Source organism: Streptomyces sp. NPDC051051 (assembly GCF_040682975.1).
Classification (GTDB): domain Bacteria; phylum Actinomycetota; class Actinomycetes; order Streptomycetales; family Streptomycetaceae; genus Streptomyces.
Genome location: NZ_JBFBCB010000004.1, coordinates 62,402 through 78,037 on the forward strand (window position 1 = coordinate 62,402; position 15,636 = coordinate 78,037).

Consider the following 15,636-nt stretch of genomic DNA (forward strand, 5'->3'; position numbering starts at 1 on the left):
ATATCGAAAGGTCAATGCAGGGCAATTTTTCACGCATCGCCGGAGCCGTTCTTCGCCGATGCTATTAACCAATCGGGGCGTTGTCCACCTCGATTTTCCGGGAAATTTTCGAGCAATTTTTGGCATGCCCCAGCAGGCAAGACCCGGTACGGGCCACGCCGAAATAAATGATTCGTCCGTCAGTCGACCGACTATTCCCCCTCACTCATTCGCGCCACCACGAGATCCGCGAGAGCCTGCGGAGTAGGGCATTCATAAAGCACATCCGCCGCCCATTCCAGACCGGTCAGCGTGCCCAGGTGATCACGCAGTTCCAGCGCGGTGACCGAGGACAGTCCCAGATCGAAGAACTCGTCGCCGGCGCCGATCTCGGCGCCCGAGTCGTGCCCCAGCACGGCCGCTGCCAGCTCCCGCACTCCGGTCAGGACCTCGGCGTCCCACCGATCGCGGGGCAGCCGCGCCAGCGCCGCCCGCAATCCGCCGGACGGACCGGACCCGGTGGACGCAGCCGAGGGCTCGACGCCCGCGGGTGGCTCGGTCGCCGCCTCGCTCAGGAGCGCCGGATCAGCCGGACCAGCCGGATCCTCGTCCCCGTACTCGGCGACGAACACACCTTCCGGCCGGATCCGTGCCGCGGTGTGCCCCTGCCCGATCACGGCGCACAGCCGGGCCCGGGCCCGGGCATCCATCTCCGGCGGAAGGTCGACGACGTGATCCGCGACCGGCAGCGAGCCGTCCCGGGTGAGAACCCACAACGACACCCCGGGCATCCCGGCCGGTTCGGCACCGGGCAGGACGATCACCAGATCGGGCCGCCCGGCGGCGTCGACCGTCACCCGGGCGCCGTGTCTGGCCAGCGCGCCGGCGAGCGCATCGGTCAGGTCCTGGTCGTCCCCGGGCGGCGGCACCAGCGCTACGGTCATGTCCAGGACCGGGGGAACGGCGTCCGGGACCAGTCGCCACCGCACCGGTCGCCGGGCCGTACCGGCGCCGGGCCGCAACCGTGCCACGGCCGCGAGAACCTGGTGCGGTGTCTCGTCGCCGCGCAGGCCGAGCATGCTCAGCACGGCCGCCGGGTCGCCGGAGCCCAGCGCCGACCAGAGAGCGTCGGATGCCGGGACCGGGGCCGGGGCCGGTGGTACCGGCTCGGGCCAGTACCGGCGGCCCTGGAACGCATACCGCGGCAAGGGGCAGCGCCGCGGCTCACGGCCTGCGTACGCGGCCGGCCAGTCGACGCGCACCCCGTACGTGTGCAGGGCGCCGAGCGCGCCGAGGGCGGCCCGGGCGTCCGGACGGTCCCGCCGGGCCAGCGCCACCGGGGGAACTGGCGCCGCGGGCAGGCAGGCACGGACGGCCGGAGCGAGCACCGCGTCCGGGCCCAGCTCCAGGAACGCGGTACCTCCCGCCCGGTCCGCCTCCTGCACCGCGTCGAGGAAGCGAACGGAGCCACGCAGCTGGTCCACCCAGTACGCCGGCGAGATCATCTTCTCGTCGGTCCGCACCGTGGAGACGATCGGAATCCGGGGCTGCTGGAACGTGACCGCCTCGGCGACCGCCCGGAACTCGGCGAGCGCCGGTTCCACCCGGGCCGAGTGGAACGCCGTCCCGACCCGCAGACGGCGGGTGCGATGCCCCCGATCGGACAACACGCCGGCGAGCTCCAGCACGGCGTCCTCGTCCCCGGAGAGCACGACCGTGTCCGGGCCGTTCACCGCGGCGATCGACACCCGGTCGGCGTACCCGGCCAGGAGCGGCAGGACCACCGCCTCGGCGGCACGGACGGACACCATCGCGCCACCGGCCGGCAGCCCCGCCATGGCCCGCCCTCGGGCGGTGACGAGCGTGGCGGCGTCGTCGAGCGTGAGCATGCCTGCCACGTACGCCGCGGACAGCTCGCCGATTGAGTGGCCGATCAGCATCTCCGGCCGCAACCCCCAGGCGCTGGCCAGCCGGAACTGGGCCACCTGGAGCGCGAAGAGGGCGGGCTGCGTGTACTCCGTGCGGTCGAGCAGCCGGCCGTCGCCCCACACCACCTCGTGCAGCGGGGTGTCCAGCGTGAAGTGCGCGCTCACCTCGTCGAAGGCCCGCGCGTACTCAGGGAACGTCTCGTACAGCCCGCGCCCCATCCCGGGCAGCTGGCTGCCCTGGCCGGTGAAGACGAGCACCAGCCGGTGCCGCGCGGCGGTGGCGCGCAGCACGGCCGGCGCGGTGTTCCCCTCGGCGAGGGCGGCCAGCCCGGCCCGCAGCGCGGTCTCGTCCCCACCGGTGACCATCGCCCGGTGCTTGTGGACGGCGCGGGTGGTGGCCAGCGCGTACGCCACCGCCGACGGATCCGTGGCAGCGGTGGCCGCCAGGCGGGCGGCCTGCTCGCGCAACGCCGCCTCGGACCGTGCCGACAGCAGCCACGGCACCCCGTCGAGGACCGGCCGTTCCCCCTCCGCGTCCGTCGCCGACGGTGCCTCCTCGATCACCATATGAGCGTTGGTGCCGCTGATGCCGAACGAGGACACCCCCATGCGCCGCGGCGCCTCGTGTCGCGGCCAGGGCTGCGCCGAGGCCAGCAGCGCCACGTCGCCGGCGCTCCAGTCCACGTGCGGAGACGGCTCGTCGATGTGCAGACTGCGCGGCAGCACGCCGTGCCGCAGCGCCAGCACCGCCTTGATCACCCCGGTCACGCCGGCCGCGGCCTGGGTGTGCCCGACGTTGGACTTGATCGAGCCCAGCCACAGCGGCCGCGGGCGGTCGCCGCCGTACACCGCGAGCACCGCCTGCGCCTCGATCGGATCGCCGAGGACGGTGCCGGTACCGTGCGCCTCGACCGCGTCGACGTCGGCCGGGCCCAGCCCGGCGGCGGTCAGCGCCGCCCGGATCACCCGCTCCTGGGCCGGGCCGTTCGGCGCGGTGAGCCCGTTGCTCGCCCCGTCGGAGTTGACCGCGCTGCCGCGCAGCACGGCCAGCACCTGGTGACCGTGCTCGCGGGCCCGCGACAGCCGCTCGACCAGGACCACGCCTACGCCCTCGCCCATGCCGGTGCCGTCGGCGGCCGCGGCGAACGGTTTGCACCGGCCGTCCGCGGCGAGCCCGCGCTGGCGGCTGAACTCCACGAACACCGCGGGCGTGGCGAGCACGGTCACCCCGCCGGCGAACGCGAGGTCGCACTCCCCGGCCCGGATCGCCTGTGCGGCCAGGTGCAACGCGACGAGCGACGACGAGCAGGCGGTGTCCACGGTGACGGTCGGCCCCTGCAGCCCGAAGGTGTACGCCACTCTTCCGGACAGCACGCCGCCGCCGACGCCCGGCGCGAGGAACCCCTCGGCGGCGGCGCCCTCCAGCAGCCGGCCGTAGTCCTGGTACATGGCGCCCATGAACACGCCGGTGCCGGTGCCGCGCAGCGTGTCCGGGTCGATGCCGGCGTCCTCGCACGTCTCCCAGACGGTCTCCAGCAGCAGCCGCTGCTGCGGGTCCATCGCCACGGCCTCCCGCGGCGACACCCCGAAGAAGGCGGCGTCGAACTCGGCCACACCGGAGACGAACCCGCCGGACCGGGCGTACGAGGTGCCGGGCGCGTCCGGGTCCGGGTCGTGCAGCTCCGCGAGGGGCCAGCCGCGGTCGTCCGGAAACGGCACGATCGCGTCCCGTTCGGAGACCAGCAGGTCCCACAGGTCGTCCGGGCCGCGGACGCCGCCGGGCAGCCGGCAGCCGATGCCGACCACCACCACCGGGTCGTCCGCGGTGCCGGCGGTCACCGGGGCGGCGCTCGGCTGCTCCGCGCCGGCCAGCCGGTCGCCGAGGTGCCGGGCCAGCGCGGCCGGGTTGGGGTGGTCGAACACGAGCGTGACCGGCAGCCGCAGCCCGGTCGCACCGGAGAGCCGGTTGCGCAACTGAACCGCGCTGAGCGAGCCGAACCCGGCGTCCTTGAACGCCCGGTCCGGGTCGATCGTGTCGGGTGAGGCGTGCCCCAGCACGGCGGCGGCGTGCCCCAGCACCAGCTCAAGCAGCACCCGGTGCCGGTCGGCCGGGCTCTTGCCGGCGAGCCGGGCCACCAACTCGGAGTCGGCGGCACCGCCACGGGTGGCCGTACGCCGCGCCGGCACCCCGGCGAGCGCCCGCATGACCGGCGGTACGGCGGCACCGGTGGCACGGAGCGCGGCCAGGTCGAGCCGGATCGGCACGAGTACCGGCTCGGCGACGGTCAGGGCGGCGTCCAGGGCGGCCAGGGCGGCGTCGCGCGGGAGCGGCGGGAACCCCGAGCGGCGGAATCGGGCCAGGTCGGCGCCATCGGTCATGGTGCTCTCGTCGGCCCACAGGCCCCAGGCCAGCGAGACACCCGGTAGCCCGGCGGCCCGGCGTACCCGGGCCAGCGCGTCCAGGGCGGCGTTGGCCGCGGCGTAGTTCGCCTGGCCGAGACCGCCGAGCACACCCACCGCGGAGGAGAACAGGACGAGCCGGGCCTGCGGGAGCAGTTCGTGCAGGAGCCAGGCCGCGTCGACCTTGGGGCGCAGCACCCGGGCCAGCCGCTCCGGCGTGAGGTCGGCGACCAGCCCGTCGTCGAGCACCCCGGCGGCGTGCACCACCGTGCCGACGTCGGCCGTGTCGAGCAGCGCGGTCAGCTCCGCCCGGTCCGCGACGTCGCACGCCACCACGGCGACGTGCGCGCCGGCGGCGGTCAGCTCCGCGGCCAGGGCGGCCGCCTCCGGGGCCTGCGGCCCCCGCCGGCTCGCCAGCACCAGGTCGCGGACGCCCAGGTCGTGCACCAGGTGCCGGGCGACGATCCCGCCGAGCGTGCCGGAGGCACCGGTCACCAGGACGGTGCCGAGGTCGCCGGCCGGTTCGCCCGCCGGGGACACCCGGGCCAGCCGCAGCTCCCGCGCGGCGCCGGCGGCGAGGCCCACCTGCGGCTCGCCGGCGGCCAGCGCGGCCGGCACCGCGGCGACGGTGGCGTCATCGCCGTCGGCGAGGTCGAGCACCGCGAAGCGGTCCGGATGTTCCAGCTGGGCACAGCGCACCAGCGCCGCGGTCGCGGCCTCGCCGGGATCGTCGAGCACCCGCCGGGTCACCACGACGAGAGTGGACGTGGCCCGGCGTTCGTCGGCCAGCCACCCCTGCACCAGGGCGAGCGCCCGCTCGGCAGCCGCGGCGGGCGGGCCGGACGGGGCCGGGACCAGGACGAACGGCGCGTCGTCGTCGCTCGGCGGCACTCGCAGCAACCGGGCGAGGGCGGGATCGCGGACCGCGTACCCGGCGGCGGGACCGTCCGGCAGCGGCAGCGGCGCCCACTGCGGAAGCAGCAGGTCACCGCGGTCCGGCAGGCCGAGTGCGCCGTCCGGGAGTGGGCTGAGCACCAGGGACCGCACCGACGCGACCGGCGTCCCCGCCGGGTCGGTCAGCTCGATGCGGACGGCGCCGTCCCGGGCGCCGGTGAGCGTGGCCCGGACGGTGTCCGCGCCCACGGCGTGCACCTGGACCCCGGTCCACTCGAACGGCAGCGCGGGCCGGTCCTGCGCCCCGGCACGGAGGTCGCTGAGCGCCAGCGGGTGCAGACAGGCGTCCAGCAGCGCGGGGTGGACGCCGAACCCGCCCGGCTCGGCGCCGGGCAGGGCGACCTCGGCGTACAGGTCCCCGGCCCGGTCGCGCCACAGTGCGCGGACGCCGCGGAACACCGGCCCGTACCGCAGTCCGGCGCTGTCCAGCCGTTCGTACAGCTCGTCCACGTCGAGCGGCTCGGCGCCGGCCGGTGGCCAGGCGGTCGCCGCGGGCGGCGGCGGGTCACCGCCGGGCGTGAGGACGGCGGTGGCGTGCAGGGTCCAGCCACCGGCACCGACCCGGCCCTGCACGGTCACGTCCCGTGACCCGTCCGTACCGGGCTCGCCGGCCTCGATCCGCAGCCGGACCTCGGCGTCCTCCGGCACCACGACCGGGACGAGCAGGGTCAGCTGGTCGATCACCGGGCACCCGGCCTCGTCACCGGCCCGGGACACCAGGTCCACCATGGCGGCGCCGGGGAGCACGACATGCCCCTCGACGGTGTGGTCGGCCAGCCACGGGTGGGTGGCGGCCGACAGCCGTCCGGTCAGCACGAGCCGGTCGGCCCCGGGCACGGCGGCCCGCAGGACCGGATGCTCGACGGCGTCCAGGCCCAGGGCGGACGGGTCTCCGCCGCCGGCCGGCAGCCAGTACCGCTCGGTCACGAACGCGGTGGTGGGCAACTCGACCGGCCGGGCCCCGGGCCACACCGCGGACCAGTCCGGACGGACCCCCTGCACATGCAGTTGCGCCAGCGCCCGGACCAGCTGGTCCGGTCCGCCCTCGTCGCGGCGCAGCGTGTGCAGGACGGCGACCTCGGCGCCGATCGCATCCACCGTCTCCTGGGCGCCGGTGGCCACCACGGGGTGCGGGCTGACCTCCAGCAGCGTGGTGCAGCCGTGGCCGGCGAGTGCGGTGACGGCCTCGTCGAAACGGACCGGTTCGCGCAGGTTGCGGTACCAGTAGTCGGCGTCGAACGCGTCGTCGCCGTCGATCCACCGGCCCTCGACCGAGGAGAAGAACGGTACGGCCGGCGGGCGCGGGACCACCGGGGCCAGCGCGGCGCGGACCCTCTCCTGTACGCGTTCCACGTGCGCGCTGTGCGAGGCGTAGTCCACGTCCACCCGACGGGCCCGTACCCCCTCGGCCTCCAGCTCGGCGAGCAGCTCGTCCAGGGCGTCACCGTCACCGGAGACCACGACCGAGGACGTGCCGTTGACCGCGGCCAGCGACAGCCGCCCGCCCCAGGCATGCAGACGTTCGCGGACCTGCTCGGCGGACAGCGCCACCGACATCATGCCGCCGAGGCCGGACAGCTCCACCAGCGCCTGGCTGCGCAGCGCCACCACCCGGGCGGCGTCCGGCAGGGTCAGCGCACCGGCGACGTACGCGGCGGCGATCTCGCCCTGGCTGTGGCCGGCGACCGCGGCCGGGGTCACGCCCACCGAACGCCACACCTCGGCCAGGGCCACCATCATCGCGAACAGCACCGGCTGCACGATGTCGACCCGGTCGTAGTCCTGCTCGCCGCGCAGGACGGCGGTCAGCTCGAAGTCGACGTACGGCGCGAGCGCGGCCTCGCACTCGGCGATCCGGTCCCGGAAGGCTGTGTTGCTCTCCAGCAGCCGCACCGCCATCTCCCGCCACTGCGATCCCTGGCCGGGGAAGAGGAAGGCCACCGGACCGGGCGCTCCGGTGACGCCCTCCACCACCGTCGGTGACGGCCGTCCGGCGGCGACGTCGGCGAGACCGGTCAGCAGTCCGTCACGGTCGTCGGCGCACACCACGGCCCGGTGCTCGTGCGCGGTCCGCGTCTCGACCAGGGACGAGGCGACGTCCCGCGGGTCCTGGTCGGGCCGGGCGGCGAGCGCGGCGGCGAGCGCGGCGGCCTGGGCGCGCAGCCCGGCGGGCGACCGGCCGGACACGGCCCAGGCACACGGCCACGACTCTGCGGGCTCGGTGCCGGGTGTCGGGGCGGCCGCTGCGGGCTCCTCGAGGATGACGTGCGCGTTGGTGCCGCTGACGCCGAAGGACGAGACGGCCGCGCGGCGCGGTTCGTCGCCGGCCGGCCACGGCACCGGCTCGGCCAGCAGCTCGACCGCTCCGGCCGACCAGTCCACGTACGGCGTGGGCCGGTCCAGGTGCAGCGTGCGCGGCAGCACCCCGTGCCGCATGGCCATCACCATCTTGATGATCCCGGCAACGCCCGCCGCGGCCTGGGTGTGCCCGAGGTTGGACTTGATCGAGCCCAGCCACAGCGGTCGCGGGCGGTCTCCGCCGTACACCGCGAGCACCGCCTGGGCCTCGACCGGGTCGCCCAGCGGGGTGCCGGTGCCGTGCGCCTCCACCGCCGCGACCTGGGCCGGGGTGAGGCCGGCGTCGACTAGGGCGTCCTGGATCACGCGGCGCTGCGCGGGGCCGTTCGGGGCGGTCAGGCCGTTGCTGGCCCCGTCGGAGTTGACCGCGACGCCGCGGACGCTCGCGTGCACCCGGCGGCCGGCCGCCACCGCGGCGGAGTGCCGTTCCAGCACCAGCACGCCGACGCCCTCGGACCAGGCGGTGCCGTCGGCGGCCGCCGCGAAGGGCTTGCACCGCCCGTCCGGGGCGAGCCCGCGCTGCCGACTGAACTCGACGAACGCGCTCGGCGTAGCCATCACGGTGACACCGCCGACCAGCGCCATGTCGCATTCGCCGCGTTGCAGGGCGCGGACCGCCTGGTGGAGGGCGACCAGCGACGACGAGCATGCGGTGTCCACGGTGACGGCCGGGCCGCGCAGCCCGAGCTGGTACGCGACCCGTCCGGACACGACGCTGCCGCCGCCCTGGGCGCCGTGGTAGTCGTGGTGCATCACCCCGGTGAACACCCCGGTACGGGTGTCCCGCAGCGCCGCCGGGTCGAGGCCGGCCCGCTCCACCGCCTCCCACGAGGTCTGCAGGATCAGCCGCTGCTGCGGGTCGGTGTACAGCGCCTCCTTCGGCGAGATGCCGAAGAAGCCGGCGTCGAAGGCCGGGGCGTCGTGCAGGAATCCGCCGTCACGGACCGTGGAGGTGCCGGGGTGGTCGGGGTCGGGGTGATACAGCCCGTCCACATCCCAGCCGCGGTCGCGGGGGAATCCCGTGATGCCGTCGCGGCCCTCGGCGACCAGCGACCAGAGGTCCTCGGGCGACTCGACGCCGCCCGGGTAGTGGCAGGCCATGCCGACCAGGGCGATCGGCTCGGCGGACCGGCTCTCCGCCTCCCGCAGCCGCCGGCGGGTGGCCTGCAACTCCGCGGTGACACGGCGCAGGTAGTCACGGAGTTTGTCCTCGCTGCTCATCGGTCCTCCTGATCGGGTACGGGGCTGCCGAGCTCGGCGTCGATCAGGGCGAACACCTCGTCGTCGGTGGCGGTGGCGAACACGTCCAGGGGCGCCTCGGCGGTCTCCGGGCTCAGGGCGGTGAGCAGTTCACGCACCCGTTGCACCACCCGGCCGCGAAACACCTCGTCGGTGGCCGCCTCGGTCAGGCCGGCGGCGAGGCGGTCGAAGTCGGCGAACAGCGCCGGCAGGTCGTCGGCCCCGCCGGTGTCGTCGTCGAACCGTCCGGCGAGGTGCTCCACCAGGTCGCCGGGGGTGGGATGGTCGAAGACGAGGGTCGCCTCCAGCGTCAGGCCGAGCGCCGCGCCGAGGCGGTTGCGGAACTCCACCGAGCTCAGGGAGTCGAAACCCAGCTCCTGGAAGGAGCGTCCCGGGTCGATCGCGGCGGCACCGGCGTAGCCGAGCACGGCCGCGGCCTCGCCGCGGACCAGGCCGGAGAGGCGGGCGCGCAGCTTTGCGGATCCCAGCCCGGCCAGGCCCGGGTCGGCGACGACTGCCGGTGCGGCGCTCAGCAGGCCGCGCAGTATCGGGGGTACGGCCGTCGGGGTGTCCGGGCCCCACCGCAGCGCGACCACCTCGGGTTCCGTACCGGCCAGGGCGGCGTCCAGCAGGCGCAGTCCCGCCTCGGCCGTCAGCGGTGCGAGGCCGGCGCGGGCCAGCCGTTCGCGGTCGGCGGTCATACCGTCGTCAAGGTCCCACGGCCCCCAGGCCACCGAGACCGCCCGGCCGCCTGCCGCGACCCGGTGCCGGGCCAGCGCGTCCAGATACGCGTTGGCCGCGGCATAGTTGCCCTGGCCGGGCCCGCCGAGCACGCCGGCCGCCGAGGAGAAGAACACCAGCTCGGCCTCGGGCAAGAGCTCGTGGAGGTGGTGGGCGCCATCGGCCTTGGCCCGCCACACGGTCTCCAGCCGGCCGGTGTCCAGCGCGGTCACCACGCCGTCGTCGAGCACCCCGGCGGCGTGCACCACGGTGCCGATCGTCCGGCCGGCCAGCAGCGCGGCCAGCGCTTCCCGGTCACCGAGGTCGCAGGCGACCGGCTCGATCCGCGCGTTCAGCCCGGAGAGGCCGGTGGGGACGCGCCCACTGCGGCTGACCAGGAGCACGTCGGTGAATCCGTGCCGGGCGATCAGGTGACGTACCACCGGGGTGGCGAGGCCACCGCTGCCGCCGGTGACGAGCAGCGTGCCCGGCCGGCGCGGCGGCGGCGCCTCGGTGGCCGGGGCGCGCACCAGGCGGGCCGCCAGCACCCGCCCGTCGCGGACCGCCAGCTGCGGCTCGCCGGTGGCCAGGGCCCGCGGCAGGACCTGCGCCGCGTCCGTCCCGGACAGCTCGATGAGACCGAAGCGGCCGGGGTGCTCGGACTGCGCCGAGCGCAGCAGCCCCCATGCGGCGGCCGTGGCCGGGCCCGGATCGGTGGCGACGAAGACCAGGCGGGCGCCGCCGAAGCGGGTCTCGCCGAGCCAGTGCCGCGCCTGGGCGAGGACATCACAGGTCAGCTCGAACGCGGCGGACGCCGACGTCCCCGTCGCGGCGACCGGCACGATCACCACCTCGGCGGGTTCGGTCAGCGCCGTCGGAGTGTCGGCTCGGGTCACGGTCACGCCTGCGGCGGTGAGCGCGACGCCGATGCCGTCCCGGTCCGGGCCCACGACGGCGTACCGGCCGGGCGAGCCGGGACCGATGTCGTCGAGGGGCACCCAGTCGACGCGGTACAGCGGGTCGGCCGGGGCTCCGCCGGGGCGCAGGGTCACCGCGTCCACCGAGGCGACCAGCCCGCCGGCAGCATCGGTGAGCCGCACCGAAACGACACCGGGCCGGACCGGGGCGACGCAGGCCCGCGCGGCGACCGCGCCGCTCGCCGCGACCCGGATCGCGGACCAGGCGAACGGCAGGTGAGCCCGGCCGTCGGGGACGAATCCGCCGAGAGCCACCGTGTGCAGCGCCGCGTCGAGAAGAACCGGGTGCACGGCGTACGGGCCGGCGTCACCGCCGGGCACGGTGACGTCCGCGTACACGGTGTCGCCGGCCCGCCAGGCGCGGCGCAGCCCCTGGAAGGCGGGACCGTAGCCGGACAGCCGGTCGTAGAACCCGTTGAGGTCGAGCTCCTCGGCGTCGCCGGGCAGCGGTGGCGGCTCGGTCGTGAGGCCACCGGCGGGGGCGAGCGCGCCCGTCGCGTGCCGGGTCCAGGCCGGTTCTCCGGCAGCGCGGGCGTGCACCTCGAAGGCGCACCGCCCGTCGTCGCCGGGCCGGGCCGCGGTGAGCCGCAGGTCGGTGTCGCCGAACGGCAGCGGCGCCTCGATCACCAGCTCGGCCACGACCGGCCGGCCGAGCCGGGCGCCGGCCTGCAGGGCCAGGTCGGCGAAGAACGTGCCGGGCACCGGCGTGGCCCCGTCGACTGCGTGGTCGGCCAGCCAGGCGTCGCCGTCCCGCGAGATCCTGGCCGACAGCACGTGCCCGCCGGGCAGCTCCACCAGGTCGGCCCGCGGCCGGCCGGGGTCCGTGCCGGTGGTCACCCAGTGCCGGTCCCGGGCGAACGGGTAGCCGGGCAGCGACAGTCGGCGCGCTCGCACCGGCATGGGCGGGGTGATCTCGGCCCCGGTGACCCAGGCGGCGGCAAGCGCGTCGAGGTCGTCACCGGTCACCGCAGCGGCCGGTTTCCGCCGGCGGCCCCGATGGCAGCCGGCCCCGGTGCGCAGCGCCGTCACGAGTTCGGCGGAGGTCGTGGCCACGACGGCGAGCCGCTCGTCCAGGTGCTCACGCCCGGACCACAACGTGTACGCCAGCGCCGCCGGATCCACCGCGACGGCGGCCGTGGTCAGGGCGGCGGCCAGGCCCTCGGCGGTGGTCTCTCCGTCGATCGCCGGGCGGGTTCCGAACACCGCCTGGACGCGGTGGGTGAGGTCGGCCAGTTGCGGGAAGTCCAGGCCCAGTTCGGCGAACGGCTCGTCGGGCCGTGCCGCGGTCGCACCGACCTCGGTCAGCAGCGCGGTCACGACCGCGGCCACGTCCCCGCCGGCGCCCTCCAGGTGCGTCAGCAGCCGGGCCACGCTCTCGTCGAGGCGGGCGGTGTCCCGGGCGGACACCACGAACAGCCGCGGCTCGGCCGGTTCCGGCACGGCCGGCGACGCCGGCCACTCGGCGAGGACGACGTGCGCGTTGGCCCCGCCGGCACCGAAAGAGCTGATCGCCGCGGTTCGCGGCACGTCCGCGCGTCCCGGCCACGGCGCCCGTTCGCGCTGTACCCGGAACCGTGCGGTCTCCCACCGCACCGCGCTGGTCAGCGGGTCGGCGTGCAATGACGGCACGAGTTCCCGATGGCGCAGTTGGAGTACGACCTTGGTGAGCGCCGCGACGCCGGCCGCGGACTCCAGATGCCCGATGTTCGACTTGACCGACCCGATCGGCCAGGGGCCCTGGCCGGCACCGATCCGGTCGAAGGCCTCTTCCAGCGCGGCGACCTCGATCGGGTCGCCGAGGCTGGTGCCGGTGCCGTGCGCCTCCAGATAGCCGAGGTGGGCGGGGTCGACCGCGGCGCGCCGCAGCGACCCGGCGATCAGGGCGGCCTGCGATGCCGGGTTCGGCACGGAGAACCCGGCGGTGCGGCCGCCGTGGTTGACCGCGGTACCGCGGATGACGGCGTGCACGTGGTCGCCGTCGCGCAGCGCGTCGCGCAGCGGGCGCAGCAGCACCACGCCGACTCCCTCGCCGGGCACGTAGCCGTCCCCGCCCTCGCCGAAGGCGCGGCAACGCCCGTCGGTGGACAAGAAGGAGGACTGGCTCAGCAGCAGGTACTTGTTCGGGTGCACGGCCAGGTTGACGCCACCGGCCAGGGCCGCCTCGCACTCCCCCCGGCGGATGGCCTCGACGGCCAGGTGCAGCGCGGTCAGCGAGGACGAGCACATGCTGTCCAGGGCGATGCTCGGTCCGCGCAGGTCCAGGAAGTACGACACCCGGTTGGCGATCGACGCGCTGAACGACGAGGGCACCGGGCCTGGCTCCGCACCGACGCCGTACAACTGGTACTGGTTGTACATCACCCCGGCGAACACGCCGACAGACCGGCCGCGCCAGGCCGACGGCGCATGGCCGGCCTCCTCGAACGCGTGCCACGCCTCCTGCAGGAACAGCCGCTCCTGCGGGTCCAGCACGGCCGCCTCGTTCGGCGAGATGTGGAAGAACCCCGCGTCGAACTCATCCACCCCCGAAATGAATCCACCCCATTTGCCGTAGGAGCGTCCGGGCGTCCGACGGTCTTCGGAGTAGATCGCCGCGTGATCCCATCGGTCGGCGGGCACCGTGCTGACGCAGTCACGGCCGTCGCGCAGGTTCGCCCAGAACTCGTCGATGTCGCGGGCCATCGGGTAACGGCCGCTGATGCCCACCACGGCGATCGCGTCGTCGTCGGCGCCGACCGGCTCGGGGTCCGCCTCCGGCGGGGTGAACTCGGCCGCGATCCGGGCCGCGTCCCCGTTCAGGACCACGACGTGGGAGCGGCCGCTGCCCACGGCGGCCAGCAGCACGTCGACGGCGGCGGGGGTCTCCAGCCCCCGCAGGCCCATCCGGCGCAGCGCGGCGTCGTCGACCGGCATGCCGCCTTCCGCCCAGGCCGGCCAGCCCACCGACACGATGTCGGGGCGGGTGCCGGCGAACAGGTCCAGGAACGCGTTCGCACACGCGTAGTCGGCCTGACCCGGATTGCCCCAGGTGCCGGCAGTGGACGAGCAGAGCACCAGGAAGTCCAGGCTCAGGCGCCGGGTGGCTGCCTCGAGGTGACGGGTACCGTCGACCTTGGGGGCGAGCACCGCCCGTACGTCATCGGCTTTCTTCCCCGCCAGCAACCCGTCGCGCAGCACGCCGGCGGCGTGCACCACCCCGTGCAGCACGCCGAAGCGGTCCACCGCGGTGCGTACCGCCCGGTCCACGTCGTCTGCGCGGGTCACGTCCATCACCACGGTGACCGCCTCGGCGCCGAGGGCTGTCAGCTCGGCGGTCACGGACGGGTCGGCCGGGGTGCGGCCGCCCAGGACGAGCCGGGCATGTACCGACCGGGCCAGATGCCGGGCCAGGGCCAGCCCGACCCCGCCGAGCCCTCCGGTGATCAGGTAGACACCGCGCTCTCGCAGCGACGCCCGGTCCGCCGGTGCCGGCATGGGCCGGGCGAGCCGGATCCGGCGGGTGCCGTGCGTGTAGCGCACCTCTACGTCGGGTGCCCCGGCGGCCAGCTCGGCCAGTGCGTCGGTCCGGCGCGGCGAACGGACCACCGCGGCCCGTATGCCCGGGTTCTCCCGCACCGCGGTGCGGAACAGACCGGCGACAGCGGTGACCGGCGCGTCGTCGTCCTCGACGTGGCAGACCAGCCGCAGGGTGTTCCGCCCCGCGCGGATCGCGGCCGCCAGGAACTCGCTCAGCGCGACCGCCTCACCGGTGAGGTCGGCCGGATCGGCGGGCTGCCACAGCACACCGGTCGCGGCGGTGTCCGCGAGCGCGGACGGCCAGTCCGTCCGGGTGTGCGCGCCGGCCGTGACCCAGTGCGCCGCAGGCGCTGCGGGCGGCAGCGCGGCCGTGTGCCAGGACGTCTCGAACCACACCGCCTCGGCGGGCACCTCGGTCTCGGCGGTCGTCTCGGTCACCGGTTCCGCGGGCGGGACCGCCACGACCTCGTGCTGTCGCAGGTGTTCGGCCAGCAGGGTGAACGTGTTGTGCTCGAACAGCAGGGTCGGGGAGAAGTCGACGCCGAAGATCCGTTCCAGGTCGGCGGCGATACCCAGCAGCGCCGTCGAGTCCAGGCCGAGCTCGTAGAACCCGGCCGTCTCGTCGAAGTCGGCGCGGCCGGTCCTCGCCTCGATCAGCTCACGAACGATCCGGTCGGCGTCCTGCGCTGCCGGGGGGCGTGCCTCGAGACGGGTGATCGCCGCGGCATCCCGGATCCGTTTGGAGGTCAGGCCGTGCAGCCAGGCGACGACGGTCCCGTCCGGGGCGTGGAACTCCAGGTCACACGTGGTCAGGTCGCCGTCGGGCCCGGCCGGGCGCGGCGGGGTGGCGTGCACCAGGGTCTGCGAGTCCAGCGGTCCCGCGGCCCGGACCGATTCGATCAGCATCGGGATGTACGGGCGTGCCTCGTCGCCCGGCACGGCCTCGGCGAACTGGGTGGGCAGCAGCGTCGAGGAGTCCAGCGCCGCGGGATGAAGGTGGAAGTACTCGGCGTACTCGGCGGCCTGGGCGCTCAGCGAGAGGTCCGCGAGCAGTTCGTCCGGCCCGGCGTGCAGGGTGCCGACGGCCCGCATGAACTCGCCGTGCTCGATACCGGTCGCGCGGACCGTCGTGTACAGGTCGGCCATGTCGACGGTCTGCCGTGCGGCGGCGCGCAGGGCTTCCAGGTCCCGTCGGCGATGCGGGAACGGCAGGCCCAGGTACAGCTGGCAGTCCAGGACCGGTTCGCTCTGCCCGGAGGGGCGGCGGGTGCCGGTGACCGACACCCGGAAGTGCCCGTCGTCGCGGGTGAAGCGCAGCGTCAGCTCGGTGTCGAAGTCCGGCCCGGCGGCGACCGGGTTGCGGAACAGCACGCGGCGCAGCTCGACACCGCCGGGATCGGCGCCCCGGGCTCGCACCACCCGCAGGATGATGTCGAGAAACGACACCCCGGGCAGGATCCGGGTGCCGTGCACACGGTGGTCGCGCAGCACGGGGTCGCTGCCCCGGATCACGACGGTACAGGTCAGCCCGTCCAAGGAGTCCATCAGGTTCTCTCCCCCGCGCA

2 protein-coding genes are annotated in these 15,636 nt (G+C 75.3%); both read right to left on the reverse strand.

Annotation, left to right across the window (positions count from 1 at the left end; translation table 11 throughout):
- Positions 1-191 precede the first annotated feature (191 nt).
- Entirely contained in the window at positions 192-8,840 is an 8,649-nt protein-coding gene (locus AB0N31_RS04730) for an SDR family NAD(P)-dependent oxidoreductase (RefSeq protein WP_366056897.1), read from the reverse strand.
- Positions 8,837-15,616: an SDR family NAD(P)-dependent oxidoreductase gene (locus tag AB0N31_RS04735; RefSeq protein WP_366056898.1), complete on the reverse strand. Its 6,780-nt coding sequence runs from the start codon at positions 15,614-15,616 to the stop codon at positions 8,837-8,839. Before AB0N31_RS04735 ends, AB0N31_RS04730 begins: the two co-directional genes overlap by 4 nt.
- Positions 15,617-15,636 lie beyond the last annotated feature (20 nt).